General features: G+C 64.9%; 18 protein-coding genes. 4 read left to right on the top strand and 14 right to left on the bottom strand.

The genetic code is table 11. The annotated features are described in order from the left end of the window. Positions 1-45: 45 nt before the first annotated feature. The 3 genes from SO139_RS24085 to SO139_RS24075 all read right to left on the bottom strand — a co-directional run bounded on the left by SO139_RS24085 (position 46) and on the right by SO139_RS24075 (position 4,493). Complete coding sequence (locus tag SO139_RS24085; RefSeq protein ID WP_498540684.1) at positions 46-300, bottom strand: DUF8370 family protein; 255 nt, start codon at positions 298-300, stop codon at positions 46-48. A 152-nt stretch (positions 301-452) separates the two neighbouring features. Next, positions 453-659 carry a DUF2188 domain-containing protein gene (locus tag SO139_RS24080; RefSeq protein WP_498540683.1) on the bottom strand — a complete coding sequence of 69 codons (207 nt, stop codon included), beginning with the start codon at positions 657-659 and terminating at the stop codon, positions 453-455. 69 nt (positions 660-728) lie between these two features. Continuing rightward, a complete protein-coding gene (locus SO139_RS24075; protein ID WP_449382908.1) occupies positions 729-4,493 on the bottom strand; it encodes a vitamin B12-dependent ribonucleotide reductase in 3,765 nt (1,254 codons plus the stop codon). Between the two features lie 728 nt (positions 4,494-5,221). On the opposite strand from SO139_RS24075, the gene SO139_RS24070 reads away from it, so the two are divergent. Beyond that, entirely contained in the window at positions 5,222-6,118 is an 897-nt protein-coding gene (locus tag SO139_RS24070) for a DMT family transporter (protein WP_449382909.1), read from the top strand. 66 nt (positions 6,119-6,184) lie between these two features. Here SO139_RS24070 and SO139_RS24065 read toward each other — a convergent pair whose 3' ends face one another. From SO139_RS24065 to SO139_RS24050, 4 genes are all read right to left on the bottom strand, one after another. Beyond that, positions 6,185-6,727 carry an REP-associated tyrosine transposase gene (locus SO139_RS24065; RefSeq protein ID WP_498540682.1) on the bottom strand — a complete coding sequence of 181 codons (543 nt, stop codon included), beginning with the start codon at positions 6,725-6,727 and terminating at the stop codon, positions 6,185-6,187. A 62-nt stretch (positions 6,728-6,789) separates the two neighbouring features. Beyond that, positions 6,790-9,042 (bottom strand): CHASE3 domain-containing protein, encoded by a 2,253-nt coding sequence (locus tag SO139_RS24060; protein ID WP_449382910.1) that lies wholly within the window; start codon positions 9,040-9,042, stop codon positions 6,790-6,792. After that, positions 9,039-9,449 carry a response regulator gene (locus tag SO139_RS24055; RefSeq protein ID WP_449382911.1) on the bottom strand — a complete coding sequence of 137 codons (411 nt, stop codon included), beginning with the start codon at positions 9,447-9,449 and terminating at the stop codon, positions 9,039-9,041. The genes SO139_RS24060 and SO139_RS24055 overlap by 4 nt, the downstream gene beginning before the upstream one ends. 228 nt (positions 9,450-9,677) lie before the next feature. Then, positions 9,678-10,283, bottom strand: a complete 606-nt coding sequence (locus SO139_RS24050; protein WP_449382912.1) for a BA14K family protein — start codon at positions 10,281-10,283, stop codon at positions 9,678-9,680. 233 nt (positions 10,284-10,516) lie between these two features. Here SO139_RS24050 and SO139_RS24045 point away from each other — a divergent pair, with 233 nt between their 5' ends. Beyond that, positions 10,517-10,924 (top strand): NADH:ubiquinone oxidoreductase subunit NDUFA12, encoded by a 408-nt coding sequence (locus SO139_RS24045; RefSeq protein ID WP_449382913.1) that lies wholly within the window; start codon positions 10,517-10,519, stop codon positions 10,922-10,924. A 344-nt stretch (positions 10,925-11,268) separates the two neighbouring features. On the opposite strand, the gene SO139_RS24040 is transcribed toward SO139_RS24045, so the two are convergent. After that, a complete protein-coding gene (locus tag SO139_RS24040) occupies positions 11,269-11,955 on the bottom strand; it encodes a DJ-1/PfpI family protein (RefSeq protein ID WP_449382914.1) in 687 nt (228 codons plus the stop codon). A 105-nt stretch (positions 11,956-12,060) separates the two neighbouring features. On the opposite strand from SO139_RS24040, the gene SO139_RS24035 reads away from it, so the two are divergent. Beyond that, the gene (locus SO139_RS24035; RefSeq protein WP_449382915.1) at positions 12,061-12,999 is read left to right on the top strand and encodes a GlxA family transcriptional regulator; all 939 of its coding nucleotides are present in this window, start codon (positions 12,061-12,063) and stop codon (positions 12,997-12,999) included. On the opposite strand, the gene SO139_RS24030 is transcribed toward SO139_RS24035, so the two are convergent. Both SO139_RS24030 and lipP1 read right to left on the bottom strand, forming a co-directional pair. After that, entirely contained in the window at positions 12,996-14,006 is a 1,011-nt protein-coding gene (locus SO139_RS24030; protein ID WP_449382916.1) for a Na+-dependent transporter, read from the bottom strand. The genes SO139_RS24035 and SO139_RS24030 overlap by 4 nt on opposite strands. A gap of 213 nt (positions 14,007-14,219) precedes the next feature. Next, on the bottom strand, positions 14,220-15,167 hold the full coding sequence (gene lipP1, locus SO139_RS24025) for a LipP1 family hormone-sensitive lipase (RefSeq protein WP_449382917.1): 948 nt from the start codon (positions 15,165-15,167) through the stop codon (positions 14,220-14,222). A 261-nt stretch (positions 15,168-15,428) separates the two neighbouring features. On the opposite strand from lipP1, the gene SO139_RS24020 reads away from it, so the two are divergent. Next, positions 15,429-16,505: a DUF2155 domain-containing protein gene (locus tag SO139_RS24020; RefSeq protein ID WP_449382918.1), complete on the top strand. Its 1,077-nt coding sequence runs from the start codon at positions 15,429-15,431 to the stop codon at positions 16,503-16,505. Here SO139_RS24020 and aat read toward each other — a convergent pair. The 4 genes from aat to SO139_RS24000 form a co-directional block, all read right to left on the bottom strand. Further along, entirely contained in the window at positions 16,502-17,179 is a 678-nt protein-coding gene (gene aat, locus SO139_RS24015; RefSeq protein WP_449382919.1) for a leucyl/phenylalanyl-tRNA--protein transferase, read from the bottom strand. The two genes, SO139_RS24020 and aat, sit on opposite strands and share 4 nt — an antisense overlap. 62 nt (positions 17,180-17,241) lie before the next feature. Further along, positions 17,242-18,345 (bottom strand): sensor histidine kinase, encoded by a 1,104-nt coding sequence (locus SO139_RS24010; protein ID WP_449382920.1) that lies wholly within the window; start codon positions 18,343-18,345, stop codon positions 17,242-17,244. Then, complete coding sequence (locus tag SO139_RS24005; protein WP_449382921.1) at positions 18,342-18,782, bottom strand: response regulator; 441 nt, start codon at positions 18,780-18,782, stop codon at positions 18,342-18,344. The genes SO139_RS24010 and SO139_RS24005 overlap by 4 nt, the downstream gene beginning before the upstream one ends. After that, positions 18,779-20,305, bottom strand: coding sequence for a sensor histidine kinase (locus tag SO139_RS24000; protein ID WP_449382922.1), 1,527 nt, complete (start codon positions 20,303-20,305; stop codon positions 18,779-18,781). Before SO139_RS24000 ends, SO139_RS24005 begins: the two co-directional genes overlap by 4 nt. Between the last annotated feature and the right edge of the window lie 43 nt (positions 20,306-20,348).

The following is a 20,348-nucleotide window of genomic DNA, read 5'->3' as shown; positions in this document are numbered from 1 at the left end:
CTTGCACAATCGAATACTTACTCACGTCAAAATCACAGCGACAGATCAATCGCTTCCGAATTCTTCACGAGCGACTCGCGAGATAACAAGCAAGCGTATAAAGTTCTCAAAATGCGCGCGAAAGGCCGGGAGAGCTTCGGTTCGAATGACGAGATTAGCCGACTTTCCAAGTAGAACTGGATCGATGAAAAGCTGCGTGTCGACGTTCAAGAAGGGGTCGATCAGACCAGCGTCGTGTAGAACTTTCGGTCCAATACCAAAATGCGTCGAAAAGAGAACCGGGTTCTTGACTATCGCCATATTTCGCTAGCCATCTTCCGGACGGCCCCAGACGTACCCGCAGCTCTTACGGCAAATGGTCCGCATGAGCAGAGCGGCACGTGGGGTGGGTTAGCTAGATGTTGCCCGGACATCGCTGCGCTGATCTGGGGTAGGCGTGTTGGGCCGAGCAGCTACGGTTTGCGCCATTTGTCAGGCGTACCCCTCGACGTATGACGGACGCGCTCGACATGAGGCGTTGTATCGGGACTCAATTCCCGAGCCCGTTCGATGGCTTCACGTTGGGTTGGAAGCACGTCGCTGGCCCTATCGGAGTTGGCTCGTCGAACGGCATAGTCGCCCTCGTCTCGGCGCTCTACATATATCCGTTTGTCCTTCATTTGCTTGCCCTCATGTGATTAGGGCGGCCCAAACGGACCGCCCCAACTAGTAGTAGTGGTTCAATTTGTTCACGAACACCCCGTCGTGCTGCCGCACGTATCGCACTTCATGCAGGTGCCATTCCGCACCAGCGTGAAGTTGCCGCACTCGCTGCACATCTCACCTTCGTAACCCTTTGCCTTCGCTTCCGCGCGGCGTTCGGCCTTGGTGGGGACGACCGTCTGCGCGGTGCCGGCCTTGCTCCACTGGAGCTGCTCGAGCTTCTCTGTTGGAGAGAGGTCGTGGCTGGCTTCCTGCTTCAGGGCGACGGCGCCTTCGATCGTGTCGCCGGCGCGGGCGGATGCGCCGTGCAGCGCGGTGACGCGGTGGCCGCCGGCGGGGGCGCTGTCGTTGCCGGAGGAGACCGCGGCCGAGCCGCCGCGCATCACGACCAGGTTGTCGGTGCGCGAGCGGGTGAGGCCGCGCGAGACCAGCTTGGTCGCGTGGTGGCCGCCCTCGTCGTCCGGCTCCTTGCCTTCCTCGACGCCCTTGCCGAGCGCGTCAAAGCCCGTCTCGCTGGGATCGACGTGGGCGAGGTCGAAGCGGCTGAGGTAGCTCACCGCCAGCTCGCGGAAGACGTAGTCGAGGATCGAGGTCGCGTACTTGATGCTGTCGTTGCCCTGCACGGGGCCCGCCGGCTCGAAGCGGGTGAAGGTGAAGGCGTCGACATATTCGTCGAGCGGCACGCCGTATTGCAGGCCGAGCGACACGGCGATGGCGAAGTTGTTGATGAAGGAGCGGAGCGCCGCGCCTTCCTTGTGCATGTCGATGAAGATCTCGCCGAGACGGCCGTCGTCATACTCGCCGGTGCGCAAGTACACCTTGTGGCCGCCGACGACCGCCTTCTGGGTGTAGCCCTTGCGGCGATCCGGCATCTTCTCGCGCTCGCGCATCACGATGATGCGCTCGACGAGCTTTTCGACGATCTTCTCGGAGACCTGGGCGGCACGCGCCGCCATCGGCTTCTCGTAGATCTGCTCGACCGCATCATCCTCGTCCTCATCATCGCTGATGAGCTGCGAGTTGAGCGGCTGGGAGAGTTTTGAGCCGTCGCGATAGAGCGCGTTGGCTTTCAGGGCGAGTTTCCACGACAGCATGTAGGCGGACTTGCAGTCCTCCACCGTGGCGTCGTTCGGCATGTTGATGGTCTTGGAGATCGCACCCGAGATGAAGGGCTGGCTCGCGGCCATCATGCGGATGTGGCTCTCGACCGACAGATAGCGCTTGCCGATCTTGCCGCAGGGGTTGGCGCAGTCGAACACCGGATAGTGCTCGGCCTTCAGGTGCGGGGCACCTTCCACCGTCATCGCGCCGCAGATGTGGACGTTGGCCGCCTCGATCTCGCGCTTGGTGAAGCCGACGGCCTGGAGCAGATCGAAGCCGGGGGCTGCGATCGCCTCGGCACCGATGCCGAGCTGCTCGCGGATGAAGTCCTCGCCAAAAGTCCACTTGTTGAAGGCGAACTTGATGTCGAAGGCGGTCGGCAGGGCCTTTTCGACCTTGGCGATCGCCTCATCAGTGAAGCCTTTGGCCTTCAGCGTCGAGGCGTTGATGCCGGGGGCGTTGGAGAGCGAACCGTGGCCGACGGCATAGGCTTCGATCTCCGCGATCTCGCTCTCGCGATAGCCGAGCGCGCGCAGCGCTGCGGGGACCGCGCGGTTGATGATCTTGAAGTAGCCGCCGCCGGCGAGCTTCTTGAACTTCACCAGCGCGAAGTCGGGCTCGATGCCGGTGGTGTCGCAATCCATGACGAGGCCGATCGTGCCGGTCGGCGCGATCACCGTGGTCTGGGCGTTGCGATAGCCGTGCTGCTCGCCGAGCTCGAGCGCCGCATCCCAGGCTGCCTGCGCATGCGCGACCAGGTCGGCTTGCGGGCAGGAGGCGTGGTCGAGCGGCACCGGATTGACCGAGAGCGCCTCGTAGCCGGAGCTCTGGCCGTGCGCGGCGCGGCGGTGGTTGCGGATGACGCGCAGCATGTGCGCGGCATTCTTCTTGTAGCCGGGGAAGGTGCCGAGTTCGGCCGCCATCTCCGCCGACGTCTTGTAGGTGACGCCGGTCATGACGGCAGTCAGCGCGCCGCAGAGCGCGCGGCCTTCCTTGCTGTCATACGGCAGGCCCATGGTCATCAGCAGGCCGCCGATATTGGCGTAGCCGAGGCCGAGCGTGCGGAACTCGTAGGAGAGCTCGGCGATCGCGCGGGAGGGGAACTGCGCCATCATCACGGAGATTTCGAGCACGAGCGTCCAGAGCCGGCAGAGATGCTCGTAGCCATCGACGTCAAAGTGCTTGGTCGTCGTGTTGTAGAACGTCAGCAAATTGGCGGAGGCGAGGTTGCACGCCGTGTCGTCCAGGAACATGTATTCCGAGCACGGATTGGACGCGCGGATGTCGCCGGACGCCTTGCAGGTGTGCCAGTCGTTCATCGTGGTGTTGAAGTGCAGGCCCGGATCGGCCGACGCCCAGGCGGCGTAGCCGATCTTCTCCCAGAGGTCGCGGGCACGCAGCGTCTTCGTCACCTTCTTGTTGGTGCGGCCAATGAGGCTCCAGTCGCCGTCGGTCTCCACCGCGCGGAGGAAGTCGTCCTTCAGCGAGACCGAGTTGTTGGAGTTCTGGCCGGAAACCGTGAGGTAGGCTTCCGAATCCCAGTCGGTGTCGTAGGTGTCGAACTGGATGTCCTTGTAGCCCTGCTTGGCGAACTGGATCACCCGCTTGATGTAGTTGTCGGGCACGAGGCTCTTGCGCGCGAGCTTGATTTCGCGACGCAGGGCAGGGTTCTTCTCGGGATCGAAGCAATCATCGCCCGAGCCTTCGCAGTTGACGCAGGCCTTCAGCACCGCCTTGAGGTGCTTCTGGTTGATCTTGGATCCGGTGACGAGGGCGGCGACCTTCTGCTCCTCCTTCACCTTCCAGTCGATATAGGTCTCGATGTCGGGGTGATCGACGTCGACCACGACCATCTTGGCCGCGCGGCGCGTGGTGCCGCCGCTCTTGATCGCGCCCGCCGCGCGGTCGCCGATCTTGAGGAAGCTCATCAGGCCCGACGAGCGGCCGCCGCCGGACAGCTTTTCGCCTTCACCGCGCAGGCGCGAGAAGTTCGAGCCGGTGCCGGAGCCGTATTTGAACAGGCGCGCCTCGCGCACCCAGAGGTCCATGATGCCGCCCTCGTTGACGAGGTCGTCACCGACGCCCTGGATGAAGCAGGCGTGCGGCTGCGGATGCTCGTAGGCCGACTTCGACTTGGTCAGCTTGCCGGTGAAGGGGTCGACGTAATAGTGGCCCTGGCCGGGGCCGTCGATGCCATAGGCCCAGTGCAGGCCGGTGTTGAACCATTGCGGCGAGTTCGGCGCGACCATCTGCATGGCGAGCATGTAGCGGAGCTCGTCATAGAAGGCCTGGGCGTCGTCGTCGGAGGAGAAGTACTTGCCCTTCCAGCCCCAGTAGGTCCAGCAGCCGGCGAGGCGGTCGAACACCTGCTTGGCGCTGAGCTCGCTGACATAGCGCTCTTTCTCAGGCAGGAGGCTAAGCGCCTCGGTATCGGGCACGGAGCGCCATAGGAAGGAGGGGACGGATTCCTCCTCGACCTTCTTCAGGCGCGCGGCAACGCCGGCCTTGCGGAAATATTTCTGGGCCAGCACGTCGGAGGCGACCTGCGACCACTCGGTCGGCACTTCGACGTTATCAAGCTTGAACACGACCGAGCCGTCGGGATTGCGGATCTCCGACGTGGTCAGGCGGAATTCGATCCCGGCGTAAGGGGATTGTCCTGCAGTGGTGTGGCGCCGCTCAATTCTCATAGTTTGCCCCGTCCTTTTTTGACCGGATCCGCCTTCGTTCGGGCGTCCCGGGTAGTTGTTTTCACGCGACTCCTCCCGGCCGTTTCGGCTTTAAGGCTTCGCAAGCTCAGCCGGTGGATCCGGCCCAGTTTCTCCCGACGAAATCATCCGCCGGCATGTCCACCCGCACCCGCCCCCAAGGGGATGCGCGCGACATGCGTTCAACGCCACCACACTACGCTTGCTCCGGGCCTGTTTCGGCCCGTTCGAGCGCCCCTTGAGAGTCGACAAATCAAGGGCAGACAAGCCCTTCACCCGCTGCCCCCTTCGGCTGGCGGAGTGGTCATTTGCGAGGACCCTTTGGGGAGTGACCGGCGGGACGCAAACACACTCGCGCCGAACGGACCCAAAGCTAGGACTCTCCGTTGCGCACGTCAAGAACTAGTGCGAGTTCCTGAATCAAATACTAAATATGGTGGAAAGACGGGGATAACAGGGGTGGGAACCGCGCCTGTTGTGGAGGCAAGTATCAGTGAGTCCTGAGAGATTCCCAACCGAAAAAATTTGTGTTTGGGGATGCCTGAGGGGCTTCGTCCCGCTGTTCACAGGCTCGTTTATTTTTGCCCCCGGGGCATTGCGTCAGTAGGACTCACGTAGTGCTACGGAACGTACAGGCAGCCATGCTCGCTTGGGTGGTGGTGGAGGGGACCGATAGGCGACAAGGTGGGCCGTTTCTGCCGGGCTACCACATGCATGATTCGACACGACGGGGAATGCGGACGCGCATCGCCCCGGCCGGCCTGATGTTCCTTGCCATCACGTCGGTGGGCTGGGGCTTCAACTGGCCGGTGACCAAGTTTCTGCTCTCCGAACTGCCGCCGCTGACGCTTCGCGGCGTCACCGGTGTGCTCGGCGCGCTGCTGCTCGCAGCCCTTGCCGTGATCCGCCGCGACAGCCTGAGGATCGCGCCCGGAATATGGCCGCGGCTTCTGGTCGCGGCTCTCCTCAACGTCACCGGCTGGATGGTGCTGATGGGGCTGGCGCTGTTGTGGCTGCCGGCGAGCGAGGCGGCGCTGATCGCCTACACCATGCCGGTCTGGGCCTCGCTCTTTGCCTGGCCGGTGCTGGGGGAACGGCCGACGCTCCTGCGCACCATCGCGCTGGTGATGGCCTTTGCAGGTCTCGCCTCGATCATGGGCGGCAACGGCGTCTCCGCAAGCGCGGCGAAGTTGCCGGGCATCATCATGGCGCTCGGCGGCTCGATCGGTTTTGCGGTCGGCACGGTGGTCTCAAAGAAATACCCGATCCATCTGCCGCCTATCACGGCCGCCGCCTGGCAGATCGGTCTCGGCTGCCTGCCGGTCGCGATCGTGGGCGTTGTGCTGGAGACGACGCATCTATCGCGGGTGACGCCGGTCGGCTGGGGCTTGCTGGTCTATTCGGTCGTCGGCCAGTTCTGCATCGCCTATGTCAGCTGGTTCGCCGCCCTGTCGCGGCTGCCGGCCTCGGTTGCCGCGATCGGCACCATGGCCGTGCCCGTCATCGGCGTCGTGACCTCGGCGCTCGCGCTGCACGAGCCGCTGGGAGTGGGGCAGATCGCCGCGCTGGCCTTCACCCTCGCCGGCGTCGTGCTGGCGACGCGTTAGCTCACGTCCTCCTTCCCCAGTATGTAGGATGGGTAGAGCGAAGCGAAACCCATCAACTTTCTTCTCTCAAGTTCTTTCGCCGAATTGTGGACCGTCCTCGTCGCGGGAAACGCCTCCGGCCCAGTCTTCCGGGTAAATGCCGAGCTTGACGAAGCGATGGAACGACGACGGAGCCCAATCTGACACCCGACCGACCAAACCATGCTTCACGGGATTGATGTGAACATAGTCGATGTGTCTCGCCAGATCCGCCTCGTTCCGGATGGTGTGCTCCCAATAGCGGCGCTGCCACAGACCGCGCTCGCCCCTCCCGGCACGGCTTGCTGAAATCCGCTCGACCCGCGCGAGGTTGCGAGAGAAAGCTGACTTGATCAATCGCCATCGTGTCGCGAAATCCGCATCACCTTCGGGCATGCTCCAGACAGTATGAAGATGGTCAGGCAGCACAACGATTGCATCGATCGTGAACGGGTACCTTTGACGCGTCTCTCGGAATGCCGCGCGCAGCAACTCGATATGGGTCGTCAACAACGAGAGCTTCCGTTCCACCAGATTGACGGTGAAGAAGAAGGTCCCGCCGGGGATGAAGTTGCGGCGATACGAGGTCATTCCCGAAGGATAGCACAACTGTTGGGCGATGGGTTTCGCTTCGCTCTACCCATCCTACAATGCTAGCCCACCGGCTCCTTGCCGAGCGCCAGGCGGATCATCTCGGCGAGCTGATTGCGGCGGTAAGGTTTGGTCAGCAGCAGCACGCCTTCGTCGAGCTTGCCCTGGTGGACGATCGCGTTGTCGGTATAGCCGGAGGTGTAGAGTACCTTGACACCCGGCCGGCGTTTGTCGACCTCCAGCGCAAGCACGCGTCCGCTCATGCCGCCGGGGATGACGACGTCGGTGAACAGGAGATCGAACGGCTCGCCGCGCTCGACGAGCGCGAGCGCAGTGCGGCTGTCGGGGGCGGCGATGGTCTTGTAGCCGAGGCTTTGTAGCTGTGCGGTGACGAAGTTGCGCACGAGATTGTCGTCCTCCACGACCAGGATGGTTTCGGCGCCGCCGGTCGCCGCCGGCGCCGCGGTGGTCGCCGTCTCGCTCGCGCCTTCGCCGGGCGGCAGATAGAGCTTGATCGTCGTGCCGTGGCCCGCCTCGCTGTAGATCTTGATGTGGCCGCCGGACTGCTTGACGAAGCCGTAGACCATCGACAGTCCGAGGCCTGAGCCCTTGCCGATCTCCTTGGTGGTGAAGAACGGCTCAAAGGCCTTTTCCTGCACATCCAGCGGCATGCCGCTGCCGGTGTCGCTGACCGCGAGCATCACATAGGCGCCGGGCGTGACGTCCGGGTTGGCCTGCGCGTAGGCCTCGTCCAGCGTCACCCGACGCGTCTCCAGCAACAGCTTGCCGCCGTCGGGCATGGCGTCGCGCGCGTTGATCGCCATGTTCAGGACCGCGTTGGTCAGCCGGGACGGATCGATGTGCGAGGTCATCGGCCCCTGTTCGAGCGCGGTCTCGATCTGGATCTGCTCGCCGAGGGCGGGACGCAGCAGCTTTGCGCTGTCTGATACCGCCGCGTTGACGTCGACGTTGCGTGGCTCCAGCGGCTGCTTGCGGGCAAAGGCGAGCAGGTGCTGGATCAGCTCGGCGCAACGCTGCGCGGCATCGTCGATCAGCCGCGCCACGCGCTGCAGCTCAGGTTGCTCCTTGAGGCTGCCGACCAGCGTCTCGGTATTGCCCGAGATCACCGTGAGCATGTTGTTGAAGTCGTGTGCGACGCCGCCGGTCAGCTTGCCGATGGCGTCTAGCTTCTGCGACTGATGCAGCTGCCGCTCGGTCTCGCGCGAGATGGTCGCATCGTGATAGACCAGCACCGCGCCGGAGATCACGCCTTGCGCAGTGCGCATCGGCCGCCCGCTGATGAGGAGATGGCGGACGGGATTGCCGCTGTGCGGGCGGACGATCATCTCCATCTCTTCGAACTCGTCGCCGCGCAGCACGCGCGCCGATGGCAGCTCCTCAGGGATGAGCGGCGTCACGCCGTCGCCTTGGAACACGTCCGACATCGTGCGCAGGCTGGTCAGGTTCATCCCGGCGCGATGCAGCAGCATGCGCTCTGCGGCGGGATTCGACAGAAGGACGTTGCTGTCCCTGTCGATGACGAGCACCGCTTCCGCCATGCTGTGGAAGGTGCTTTGCAGCACGTTCACGGAGATGCGGAGCTCGTCATGGGCGGTGACGAGGTGCTCGGTTCGCTCGGCGACCGCCGCCTCCAGCGCCTCGTTGGCAGCCCTGGTCTCATGCAGCGTGCTTTGCAGGGCGACACTGCTGCGCCGGGTCTCGCGCAACAGCAGCGCGACCAGCAGCAGGATCAGCACCGCGCCGGCGACGTCGATACCGAGCAGGACAATGCCGGTGCGGCGCGACTCCGCCGCGCGGGCGGCCAGCCGCCGCTCTTCCTCCGCGGTTAGCCGGTCGAGATTTGCGGTCACCGTCTCCATCAGGCCGCGGCCTTCCGCCTTGCCCTGGAGCGCGGTGATGCCGTCCCCGTCGTTCGCTGCGCGCAACCGCATCGCTTCGGCCGCGATGTCGAGCCGGCGCAGAACCAGCGCTTCGGTGCTCTCAAGCAGCGCGACCTGATCGGGATTGTCGCGCAGCGCGCGCTTGAGATCGGCGAGGGCAGGCGCGATCGCCCCGCGCGTCGCCTGGAATTCGTCGTTGAAGGCCTGGCTGCGATAGAGCTCATAGCCGCGCGCCGCGCTTTCGGCGCGACGGACGAGCAGGCGCAGCTCCGAGATCTTCTTGAGCGCCCCCACGGTGTGGTTGGCCCATGACGTGTCGAACCGCGACTTGACGTCGAGTCCGATCGAGGCCGCGGTGATGATCAGGAGGATCGCAAGTCCGGCACCGAGAATGACGCGCTGCGAAGCAATCAAGGGAATTTGTTGTCCTTCACCGGAGCGGCCTCGTCGAGGCATTCCTTGATTGCAGTCAGCAGCGTCTCCGGCGTGAACGGCTTGCGCAGGCAGCGCGTTGCGCCGAGCTCGAGCGCCATGCGGAGAAAATCGGGCGAGGGCGATGCGGACGAGGCAAACGCGTAGCCGGACATCGCGATCAGAGGGATCGTCGGGGCACGCTCATGGAAGATGCGAATCGACTCGAAGCCGCGCATATGCGGCATGAAAATGTCGACCAGCATCGCGTCGAAGGTCTGCTGCTCCAGCGCAGCCAGCCCGGTCTCACCGCCGTCAGTCAACGTGACGTCGAAGCCCTGGCGTTGGAGGAGGACCTCGATGGTCGCGCCGACCATCGGATCGTCATCAACCACGAGAATGCGCGGCATGACTCTGCCTAACCAATCGAAGTCCCCACAGTCTTTGCTGATATAGGCGAATCGTGGATCGGGTCAATTTTGGATTGGATCAGGACAGATATGCACGGTGAGGTGCATAAAACCCGCGATGTATGGCGTTCGTGTGAAAGCCTGCGCAGCGCGAGATGACACGTCAAAAAGGCGCCGCGCGATCACGGCGCCTTTTCGATCAGATTGGAGCGATGCAACTAACCGTCGCTAGGGGCAGGGATGTCGCAGACCGTCATAGCCGAGATAAGTCCCTGAGGCGGGGTCATAGGACCTGTAGCGCTGGGCACAATAGGCTGCGGAATCGCCGCCGGTGTCGGGCACAACGGCAACGCTCGGGCCGGAATCATAATAGTAATCGTCGCCGTAATAGTAGGGATCATTGTAGTACGGGCCGCCGGAGTAAGCGTACGACCCCAGGGTCCCGATCGCGGCGCCAGCAGCTACGCCGGGCCAGAAGCCGCCACCGCGATGGTGCCAGCCGCCACCACGCCAGTTGCCGCCGTTCCAGTTGCCGGACGGCGCGCCGGCTGCGACACGACCGCCTCCGCTGAAGGCCGGCGCGGAGACGCCGGGACGAACGGCCGTGGAGGCTGCGAAATTGCCGCCGCCACCGCGGAATGCGCCACCGCCGCTAAATCCGCCACCACCCATGCGGGCTCCGCCACCGCCGCCACCGCCTCCGATGGCGGCGTGCCCGCCACCGCCACCGCCGACAGCCTGAGCGCGGGATTGGGCAAGGCTGGCGGTCGGTGCGGCCAGCGGGAGAACCAGTGCCAGCGCCGCCGTGGCGGTCAAAACTCTGAGATTGTTCATATTCGGCTCCTTTTCCCCAAATCCAACCACTCAAGCAGGCAGTGGTTCCAGGGCGCCCGCGGAGGTTTGCGTGGGGAGCGCAGGATTCCAATCCGCGTCTGTACCCAGCATGAACGGATCGCGTCCTCGTTGCGGCGGATCAGCGCATTCCAGATGGTTCATCCGCGGAGCGGCAACTGGACAAGTTCGCTTCCGGATGGCATCAGGACCGCACGAAGCAGGGCCCTTGCCGCATGAAACAATTCTTCCTCAAGCTCTTCACCTGGTGGAACGGCCAGACCTTTGGCACACAGCTCTGGACCTGGCGGTTCGGCGAGCTGGTGGGCGAGGACGAGCAGGGCAATCGCTACTACCGGACCCGCGGCGGGGTGATCGATCCGACGCTCGGTTTCGAGCGGCGCTGGGTGATCTATAACGGCTATGCCGAAGCGAGCCGCGTGCCGCCGGCCTGGCATGGCTGGATGCATCACGTGGTCGATGTGCCGCCGACCGAGCTCGACTACAAGCCGCGCGAGTGGGAAAAGCCCCATCAGCCGAACCTGACCGGCACGCCCAAGGCCTATCGGCCCTCGGGTTCGACGCTTGCGAGCGGCAAGCGCCCCAAGGCGACGGGCGACTATCAGCCCTGGACGCCTGGCTAGACCGGCAAATTCCGCAAATCATCGGCGTTGGATGCATTCGCATCCGGCTATCGTCGCTGTGAACAACGGGAACAGCGGGGACGCAGCATGCGCGGCCGTTGCTCTACCGCGAGCGATGCGGCTCAATGAACCATCTTACGGAGATGGGAGACCATCGCGCACGGTTCGGGCAACAGTTCGCGACTGTCCCGAAATGCAGCGGCTGCCGAACAGGACTCGATCGGGAGATAGGCCCCCCGGTCTGGAAGCTCCGAAATCGCCCGTTTGAATGTGCAGCTGTCGTAAGACAGGAAAGGCCGCCCGGGAAACCAGGCGGCCTTTTTCTGTTTGTCGGTCGCGTGTCCTCACATCACCCTGGCCGCAGCCTGCTTGGCGGCTTCAATGCGGCGCGCCTGCGAGGGCGCGATGCGTTCCTTCATCAGTGCGAGCACTTCGGCGGGCGCGGTCTCCGGCGAACCCGCATTGAAGGGCGGTGCCGGATTGTATTCGAGGCGGAGCTGAATCGCTTCGGCCATGGTGCGGTCGACCAGGATCGAGACCAGTGTCAGCGCGAAATCGATTCCGGCGGTGACGCCGCCGCCGGTAATCCGGTTGCGGTCGATGCAGACGCGCGTCCGTGTCGGTGTCGCGCCGAACAGCGCCAGCACCTCCATCGCGCTCCAATGGGTGACGGCGCGATAGCCCTTCAAGAGGCCGGCTGCGCCGAGCACCAGCGATCCCGTGCACACCGAGGTGATGTATTTAGCGCCCTCGGCCTGGCTGCGCAGGAAATCGAGCACCTCCTCGTCATTGACGAGCGCATCGGTGCCGAAGCCGCCGGGTACGCAGATCACGTCGAGCTGCGGACAATCGGCGAAGGTCGTGGTCGGCGTCAGCGTCAGCACGGAATCGCTCGGAACAGGCTCGATCCGCTTCCAGATCAGGTGCACCTCGGCGCCGGGTACGGAGGAAAACACCTGCACGGGTCCGGTGAGGTCGAGCTGGGTGACGCGTGGAAAAACCAGACATCCGATTCTGAGCGGTGACGACATGAGAGCCTCCAGACAATCAGCTTGACGGGCCAACGATGCCATGATGCTCTCCTGTCAGAAATGGCATAATTCCCTCATTTTCGGACATAGCGCGGGGTTTGGCCCATGATCGGCGTCCTGATCTTTCCCGATTTCCAGTTGCTCGATGCAGCGGGCCCGATCTCGGTGTTCGAGATCGCTGCGCGCTATTCGAAGATGGTGCCTGTCATCCGGGTGCTAGCGCTGCACGCCGGGCCCGTGCGCAGCTCGTCCGGCGTCGAGATCATGGCGCGCGATTTCAAAACGGCGAATGCGGTCACGACATTGATCATCGCGGGCGGCGAGGGCGTGGCAGGCGCGGCGCGCTGTCCGGCAACGTTAGGCTTCGTGCAGCGGCTGGCCAAGCGCGGCGTGCGCGTCGCCAGCGTCTGCTCCGGTGCCTATGTGCTGGCGGAGGCGGGCCTGCTTGACGGCAAGCGCGCGACCACGCATTGGGGCCGCACCCGCGATTTCGTCGCGCGCTATCCCAAGGTGAAGCTCGAGCCCGACCAGATCTTCACCCGCGACGGCAATGTTTGGACCTCGGCCGGCATCTCAGCCGGCATCGATCTCGCGCTGGCGATGGTGACCGAGGATCACGGCGAGGCGGTCGCACAGGACACCGCGCGCCAGCTCGTGCTGTACCATCGCCGCAGCGGCGGACAGTCGCAATTCTCCTCGCTGCTCGAATTGAAGACGCCGAACGGCCGCTTCGGACCGCTGCTCGCCTGGGCGCGCGAGAACCTCGATACGCCCTTGACCGTCGAGGATCTCGCCGAGCACGCCAACATGAGCGCCCGGCACTTTGCGCGCGCCTTTGCCGCGGAGACCGGCGCGACGCCGTCAAAGGCGATCGAGCGCTTGCGCGTCGAGGTGGCGCGCGAGCGTGTCCAGTCGTCCAGCGAAGCGATCGAGCTCGTGGCGCAGTCGACCGGCTTCCGCGATCCTGAAAGGATGCGCCGCGCCTTCATCCGCGCCTTTGGCCAGCCGCCGCAATCGTTGCGGCGCGCGGCGCGGGCGAGTTAGCGTGTCGTTTCCGCGGTCGCGGTGCCCGCGGTTGCTTGTGACTGCGCCGTCAAACGTCGCGCGATCGGCGTCAGCATCTGTGGCGCGACGTAGTAGGGAAACTGGGTGAGCGCGAAATAGAGCCAGGTCGTGCCGGGCAGGGTTGCCGCCGTCGCCGCCAGCATCAGCCCGATATTGCGCTGCGATACCATCAGGCCAAGTGCGAGCGCCTGTTCGTAACCGATGCGGCGGAACAGCAGCGTCGTGACGATCAAGAGCGCAAAGAAGATGGCGAAGGCGAGCAGCGCAATGCCGATCGACAGCAGGGGATCGGCCAGGAAGTCGGCGATCACGTTGCCCATCACGGCCGCGACGAAGACCAGCAGGATGATGATGTTGACGCCGTCGATCGGCCGGCGCTGACGCTGGATCGCGTCCGCGCCGAACAGCCAGCGGATCACGGTCGCCGTCGTGAGCGATCCCGCAAGGATCGCGAGCAGTTTTGCACCGAGCGCGAGCGGCGAGATGCTGAGCGTTCCGCCAAGGAAGAGTGCGGCGAACAGTGACGCCGTGAACGGCACCAGCGCGGTGGAGGTCACGAGCGTGACCAGCAACAGCGTGGCATCGAGGCCCATCAGCGCCGCGATCGCGGGCGAGGCCATCATCGGCGAAGCGATGGCCTGGAGCATCAGGGCGAGGAACAGCTCGGGCGAGCGGGCATCGAATCCGGACAGATGCGCAGCGAGGCCAAAGATCAGGGGAACGCCGATCGTCGTCCAGGCGGTTGCCGCGACGATCAGACCCGGCCGGCGCAGATGGGCGCGCAGCGCAGCAAGGTCGACGCGCATGAAGGAGATGACGAGCAGGAGGAAGATCGCCTCGGTCACGTAAGGCCGCAGCACTGCCCCCAGTGGCGGGATTGCGATCCCGAACAGCACCAGCGCCGCCACGGCGCGGGTGCCCTGGTCGCCGAGCCATGCGAGCCATCGCACGGGAGCGGCCAAGGTGCGTTGCAGGCTGAGGGGCATTTTGACTTCCAGGGGAGTGTCACCTCGCGCGAAGAGGTTGAGGCGATCTGTGGAGCGCAACTCTTGAGGCACTGGCCTTGTTGTTCAAAGTAACAAGTGGTTGCGGTGTATTGCACGCGCTGTAGCCTGATGGAGCGTAGCGTCATCCGGGGACGGGACCAATGACGACAGCCCCGCATTTCGCTTCGCTCCATGCGGGCTACGACATCGTCTTCAGCCCAACTTCTTCAACCATGCGCCGATCTCCGCGGCTGCAACATCGGCCTGCGGCAACAGCTTGCCCATGGTGAAGAAGCCATGGAATTGGCCGGGGAAGTGGCGACAGGCGACGGGCACGCCGGCCTGCCTCAAGCGCTCTGCATAGTCGTGGCCTTCATCGCGCAAGGGATCTGCGCCGGCGGTCAGCACATAGGCCGGCGGCAGGCCATTGAGCGCGGTGGCGCGGGCCGGCGAGGCGCGCCAGTCGTGCGCGTCGGCGGCGCCGTTCAGATAATGGCCTTTGAACCAGCGGACGACGGAATGGCTGAGGAGCAGGCTGGTCTCGGGCTCGCTGTGCGAGGCGTGGGTCATCGCGAAATCGACGGCGGGATAGATCAGCACCTGGCCTGCGAGACTCAAGCCGTTGCCATCGCGGGCAGCGATGGCGACCACGGCGGCGAGATTGCCGCCGGCGCTGTCGCCGCCGACGCAGAGGCGCGATGCATCGATGCCAAGCGTGCTGGCGTTCGCGGCGATCCAATGGGTCGCTTCGATGGCGTCGTCGACCGCGGCGGGAAACTTGTGCTCGGGCGCCAGGCGATAGTCGACCGAGATCACGATCAGCTCGCCCTCGACGGCGAGCTTGCGGGCTGCGACGTCATGGGTGTCGAGGTCGCCGATCACCCAGCCCCCGCCATGGAAGAACACCAGAGCCGGCGATAGACCGCCACGTCGGCGCAGCCTCATTGGCACGTAGAGGCGGGCAGGGATCGTGCCGTGCGGCGCCGGGATCGCAAGGGCTTCGACGCGTGCCAGCTCGGGCGGCTCGGGATTGGTTGCAAAGCCCGCTCGGGAATAATCCGCGCGAGCTTCCGACGCGGTCAGCGTTTCATAAGGTGGACGGGCGGCCTGAAGAAACGCCTGGTAGACGGCGGCGGCGTCGGAATCGAGGACGATTGGCATGGGAGACCTTGCGAGGAATTTGCTGATGTCGCTGCCGGGCTCGCCTGTTGGGGCCCCCGGAATGAGAGGGAAGCCGCCGTCTGTCGGGGCCCGCCGGAGATGGGCCGCCGCTGCAACTATCCCACCTGACGGGTGGTCTGGCCAGCCAAGGGACCGGGAAGGGACCGGGAAGGGGCCGGCGGGCGTGGGGGAAACCGCCCTTTCCCCGCCGTATTCGGCGTGTTAACCGGATGGTCTGCGAGCGGCCGTAACCCCTGTACAATGCTCGATAAACCCGATTCGCTGTTGAAGCCGCGCGAGATGTCTCGAAACCTGATCCTGACCGGCCTTGCGGCGCTCTTTGCCGCCACAGCGATGACCGTCTCGCCTCCGGCGCAGGCGCAGATCGGCACCATCTTCTCTGATCCGCCGCCGCTGCGGCCGCCCGGCAGCATTCCGCGCGGCAACCAGCCGCAGCAGCAGATGCCTGACGATGACGAGGAGGTGCCGGAGCTGCCGCCGCAGGGCCGCGTGCTGCCGACGCCGAACCGACCCGCCCCCCGCCAAGGAAATATCGCGCCCAATGCTCTGCCCGGTCCGGTGGAGACGCAGCCTTTGGCCCCGCCGCCGGGAAGTACCGTGCTGCCGCAGAACCAGCAGCCCTCCATCGCGGTTGCGCCGCCCAATCCTCAAAGCCCACCGCCGCAGCCGGGCGCCAATCCGACGCTGCCGGGCTTGCCGCCCGGGCAGCGACAGCCCAAGGGAACACCGCAAAACGGCGTTCCGCAGACGCCGGCCAGCCTTCAGCCGGGCGATGAGGTCGTTACCGAGCCGCCGGCGCAGAAGATCGTGAACAAGAAGGCGACCTTCTCGGGCCTCGACAAGATCACCGGCCGCATCATCAATTTCGACGAGGAGATCGGGGAGACCGTGCAGTTCGGCGCGCTGCGGGTCAAAACCGACGCCTGCTACACGCGGCCGGCAACCGAAGCCGCCAATACCGATGCCTTCGTCGAGGTCGACGAGATCACGCTGCAAGGCGAGGTGAAGCGGATTTTTTCGGGCTGGATGTTTGCGGCGAGCCCGGGCCTGCACGGCGTCGAGCACCCGATCTACGACATCTGGCTGACCGACTGCAAAGAGCCGCAGCAGACGATCGCGACCGCAGCGCCGGATCCGGCGAGCAAGCCGGCCACGCCACCGCCGCCGCCGGCACAGAAGAAGGCCGCGCCCAAGCAGGCCGTGCAGCAGCAGCGTCCCCCGCAGCCTCCGCCGGTGCAGCAGCCGCAGCCGGCACCGCCGCCTCCGCCGCCACAGCAGCCGAGCCTCTTCCCGTTCCCGGGCTTCGGCCGGAATTAGCTTCTCGTTGCGATGATCTCGAGCGCGCTCGCCCCCGGGATCGCGTCTCCAGGCAATTTCAGGAAGTCGGCGGACTCGCCTGCGAGCGCCTTGTCGAGCAGGGCGGTGTAACGGCGCCTGGAAATCTCGACCGCACCGAAGCTGCGCAGATGCTCGGTGACATATTGCGTGTCGAGCAGCTCGAAGCCGCCGTAGATTAGGCGCGCCACCAGATGCACCAGTGCGACCTTCGAGGCATCGCGCGCGGTGTGAAACATGCTTTCGCCGAAGAAGGCGCGCCCCAGGCTCACGCCATAGAGGCCACCGACGAGGTCGTCGCCCTGCCAGGCCTCGACGCTGTGGCAGTGGCCGAGCTCGTGCAGGCCGCCATAGAGGTCGCGGATGCGCTTGTTGATCCAGGTGTCCTCGCGGCCGGCCTGCGGCGCCGCGCAGCCGGCGATCGTCGCCTTGAAGGCAGTGTTGACGGTGACGCGAAACACATCCGAGCGCACGGTGCGCGCAAGGCGCGAGGCGACGCGAAATCCCTCGAGCGGGATCACGCCGCGCATCTCCGGCTCGACCCAGAACAGCGTCGGATCGTCCGCGCTCTCGGCCATCGGAAAGATGCCGCAGGCATAGGCACGCAGCAGCACGGCGGGGGTGATTTCAGACGAGGCGGAGTCGCGCGAAGTCATGCGCGGCACATTAGCAGGATCGTGGCAGCCTTGCGATGGGGTCCGATGCGGGGCCTCGCACGTCAGCTCGCGGCGGCGTTGTTCGTCGTCGTCGATGGCGCGGGCAGGCGGCGGAACTTGAGCAGGATCTTCGTCCCAGTGTGATCCGGATCGCGTTCGACGGAGGCGTCGAGCTTGGAAGCCATCGCCGCAACGATGCGCTGGCCCATCCCGGTCGAGCGCGGATCGGCCTTGGCGTTGTCACCAACGCCATCATCGGCGATCGACAGTACGAGATCCTCGCCCTGCGAGGTCAGCTCGACGTGAATGGGGCCGGCGCCGTCCGGATAGGCGTATTTCACCGCGTTCATGACCAGCTCGTTGACGATGATGCCGACCGCCACTGCGCGGTCCGGATCGATCTCGATCGGCTCCGCCTTCAGCGTCAGGCGCGACATCCGGTTGCCCTCGGCCGAGCGGCGGAGGTCCTCGAGCAGCGAGTCCAAATACTGGTTCAGGACGACGCTCTTCAGATCCTGCGAGGTGTAGAGGCGGCGGTGCACCTGCGCGACCGCGGCGACGCGGCCCATCGCATTGGTCAGGGCGGCCTTGACCTCCTCCTGCGCAGCCGAGCTTGCCTGCAGATGCAGCAGCGAAGCGATGATCTGGAGCGAGTTGCCGACGCGGTGATTGACCTCGCGCAGCAGCATTTCGCGTTCGGCGGCCAGCGCCGCGTAGCGGTCGCGCGAGGCGTGGATTTCGGCTTCCGCCTCCTCGCGCGCCTTCTGGAGCGCAGCTTGGCGCAGGGCGCCATCGGCAGCGACATGCAGCAGCGGGATGAAGTCGCCCGTGACGTCCTTGACGAGGTAGTCGGCTGCGCCCGCCTTCAGCGCTGTGACGGCGATGCTGGAATCCTGCGACGCCGTGACGAAGACGACCGGCGGGGCGTTCGGGATCGCCATGATCCGTTCGAGTGTCTCAAGACCGTCGAGGCCCGGCATGTACTGGTCGAGCGCCACGACGTCGATGCCGCCATCGACGTTTCCTTGCCGGATGCGCGCGAGGCCTTCCTCGCCGCTTGTGGCAAGGATCACCTTGTAGCCGCGGCGCGTCAGACCGCGCTCGACGAGGCGCGCCAGCGCGTCATCGTCGTCGATATAGAGCAGCGTCGGCGTTGTCCGGTTCATGTTGCTGCTGGGGGCACCTGGATGACGGAGAAGAATAGCCCGAGCTGCCGGATCGCGTTGGCAAAATTCTCGTAATTGACCGGTTTTGTGATGTAGACGTTACAGCCGAGCTCGTAGCAGCGCTTGATCTCCTGGGAGTCGTCGGTGGTGGTCAGCACCACTACGGGAGAGGCCTTCAGGTACTTGTTCTCCTTGATCCGCTTCAGGATCTCGATCCCGGTCGTGTCGGGCAGGTTGAGATCGAGCAGGATCAGCAGCGCATTGCCCTTCTGGACGAGGCCGGAGCCGTCAGCGCCGAACAGAAAGCGGATGGCGTCCGTGCCGTTGGCAAAAGGCACGATCGGGTTGTTCACCCCGGAGCGGCGGATATTGCGTTCGATGAGGCGGGCGTGCCCCTCGTCGTCCTCGATCATTATGATGGTGACGGGCTGTGTCATTGTTCTGCGTTCCGCTTGCTCGCGTTCCACTTGATCGGCAGCGTGATCGTAAATGTGCTGCCGACGTTGAGTTCGGAGGAGACCGACATCGTACCGCCGAGCCGGCGCACCAGCGCGCGGACGTGGGCAAGGCCGATGCCCTGGCCCGGCTTGTCCTGGAGGCCGGCGCGGCGGAACAGATCGAAGATGCGGTGGTGATCCTTCGGATCGATGCCGCGGCCATTGTCGGAGATATCGAAGATCGCATAGCCGAGCTTGGTGCGGCCGCGCAGCGCGATCTCGCCGGGCACGCCGCTCTTGAGATACTTGATGGCGTTGTCGATCAGGTTGGAGAAGATCTGCTCCAGCGCTAGCCGGTCGCTCACGATGTCGGGCAGCTCGCCGACGCGGATTTCGGCCTGCGCTTCGGCTGACTGATGTGCCACCGTCGCGACGATCGCCTCGATCAGCTCGCGCGTGTCGATCCTGACCGGCTCGAATTCGCGCCGGCCCTCGCGGGTGAGGTTGAGGATCGCCGAGATCAGGCGATCCATCTTGGCGATCGAGGATTTGATGAAGCCGAGCGCCTCGGAAAAATCCTGCGAGAGCTGTTTGTCCGACCCTTCCAGCGGGATTTCCGCGGCATCCTTCATCGCCAGCGGCGGCCCGTCCGCCGGGACGTGGGTGAGGCTGCCGATGCGCCGGAAGAGGTCGCTTCCCAACTCCTCGAGCTCGCTGGTGAAGCCCATGATGTTGACCAGCGGCGAGCGCAGGTCGTGGCTCACGATATAGGCGAAGCGCTGGATCTCGTTGTTGGCTTCGCGCAAGTCAGCCGTCCGTTCATCGACGGTGGCCTCAAGATTGACGTTGGAATCGCGCAGGCGCGTCTCGGCCTCGTCGCGGAGGGCTGCTGAGCGCCGCACCAGCCAGATCGAGATCAAGGCGAGCACGACGACGAGACCGGAGCCGATGCCGGTCAACGACGCTGCCAGCGTCTGGCTGTTGTTGGCATTGGCCGAGCGCAGTGCAAATAATCGCTGCTCCTCGCGGAGCATGGCGTCCGCAGCGTCGCGGATCGTGCTCGTCGTGTTGCCGGCAGCCGCTTCACGGACGAGCGCCGAGGCACGTGCGAAGTCGCTCTGCTGGATATAATTCATCTCGCGCGTGAACTGGTCGAGCCTGGTTTCGACCGCTGGCCGCAGCTTGCGGACGTTGTCGGCCTGCGCGGGATTGTCCTTGGTCAGCTCCGCGAGCCTCGTGAGATGCGGCAGGACCGCCGCCACCGCGGCCTGGTGGTCGGTCCAGAATTCCGGCCCCCGCGTGAGGAGAAATCCGCTCGCACTGCTCTCGGCGCGACGAACTTCCAGGAGCAGCGTGTGGATCTGGTTCTCGACCTCGATGGTGTGAATGACCGAGGCGTTGTCGTCGCGTGCCTTGTTGACGAGGTAGACCGAGCCGGCGCTGATCACCGTCAGCACCAAGAGTCCCGCCGCGAACAGCAGGATCTGCCAAAGTGCGCGCCGCCGTCTCAGGTCAGGCGCCACGCCAATTCCAGTTCCGACCTTAAGAATTTCCACTCCCCCGTGC

It is taken from the genome of Bradyrhizobium sp. UFLA05-89 (assembly GCF_059803475.1).
The sequence above is the reverse complement of the archived record's forward strand: the minus strand, read 5'-3'. Positions and strand labels throughout refer to the sequence as shown.

Bases quoted from the DNA above. Each gene is read 5' to 3' on its own strand.
- SO139_RS24085 (WP_498540684.1), bottom strand. From the start codon at position 300: ATGGCGATAGTCAAGAACCCGGTTCTCTTTTCGACGCATTTTGGTATT.
- SO139_RS24080 (WP_498540683.1), bottom strand. From the start codon at position 659: ATGAAGGACAAACGGATATATGTAGAGCGCCGAGACGAGGGCGACTAT.
- SO139_RS24075 (WP_449382908.1), bottom strand. From the start codon at position 4,493: ATGAGAATTGAGCGGCGCCACACCACTGCAGGACAATCCCCTTACGCC.
- SO139_RS24070 (WP_449382909.1), top strand. From the start codon at position 5,222: ATGCATGATTCGACACGACGGGGAATGCGGACGCGCATCGCCCCGGCC.
- SO139_RS24065 (WP_498540682.1), bottom strand. From the start codon at position 6,727: ATGACCTCGTATCGCCGCAACTTCATCCCCGGCGGGACCTTCTTCTTC.
- SO139_RS24055 (WP_449382911.1), bottom strand. From the start codon at position 9,449: ATGCCGCGCATTCTCGTGGTTGATGACGATCCGATGGTCGGCGCGACC.
- SO139_RS24050 (WP_449382912.1), bottom strand. From the start codon at position 10,283: ATGAACAATCTCAGAGTTTTGACCGCCACGGCGGCGCTGGCACTGGTT.
- SO139_RS24045 (WP_449382913.1), top strand. From the start codon at position 10,517: ATGAAACAATTCTTCCTCAAGCTCTTCACCTGGTGGAACGGCCAGACC.
- SO139_RS24040 (WP_449382914.1), bottom strand. From the start codon at position 11,955: ATGTCGTCACCGCTCAGAATCGGATGTCTGGTTTTTCCACGCGTCACC.
- SO139_RS24035 (WP_449382915.1), top strand. From the start codon at position 12,061: ATGATCGGCGTCCTGATCTTTCCCGATTTCCAGTTGCTCGATGCAGCG.
- SO139_RS24030 (WP_449382916.1), bottom strand. From the start codon at position 14,006: ATGCCCCTCAGCCTGCAACGCACCTTGGCCGCTCCCGTGCGATGGCTC.
- lipP1 (WP_449382917.1), bottom strand. From the start codon at position 15,167: ATGCCAATCGTCCTCGATTCCGACGCCGCCGCCGTCTACCAGGCGTTT.
- SO139_RS24020 (WP_449382918.1), top strand. From the start codon at position 15,429: ATGCTCGATAAACCCGATTCGCTGTTGAAGCCGCGCGAGATGTCTCGA.
- aat (WP_449382919.1), bottom strand. From the start codon at position 17,179: ATGACTTCGCGCGACTCCGCCTCGTCTGAAATCACCCCCGCCGTGCTG.
- SO139_RS24010 (WP_449382920.1), bottom strand. From the start codon at position 18,345: ATGAACCGGACAACGCCGACGCTGCTCTATATCGACGACGATGACGCG.
- SO139_RS24005 (WP_449382921.1), bottom strand. From the start codon at position 18,782: ATGACACAGCCCGTCACCATCATAATGATCGAGGACGACGAGGGGCAC.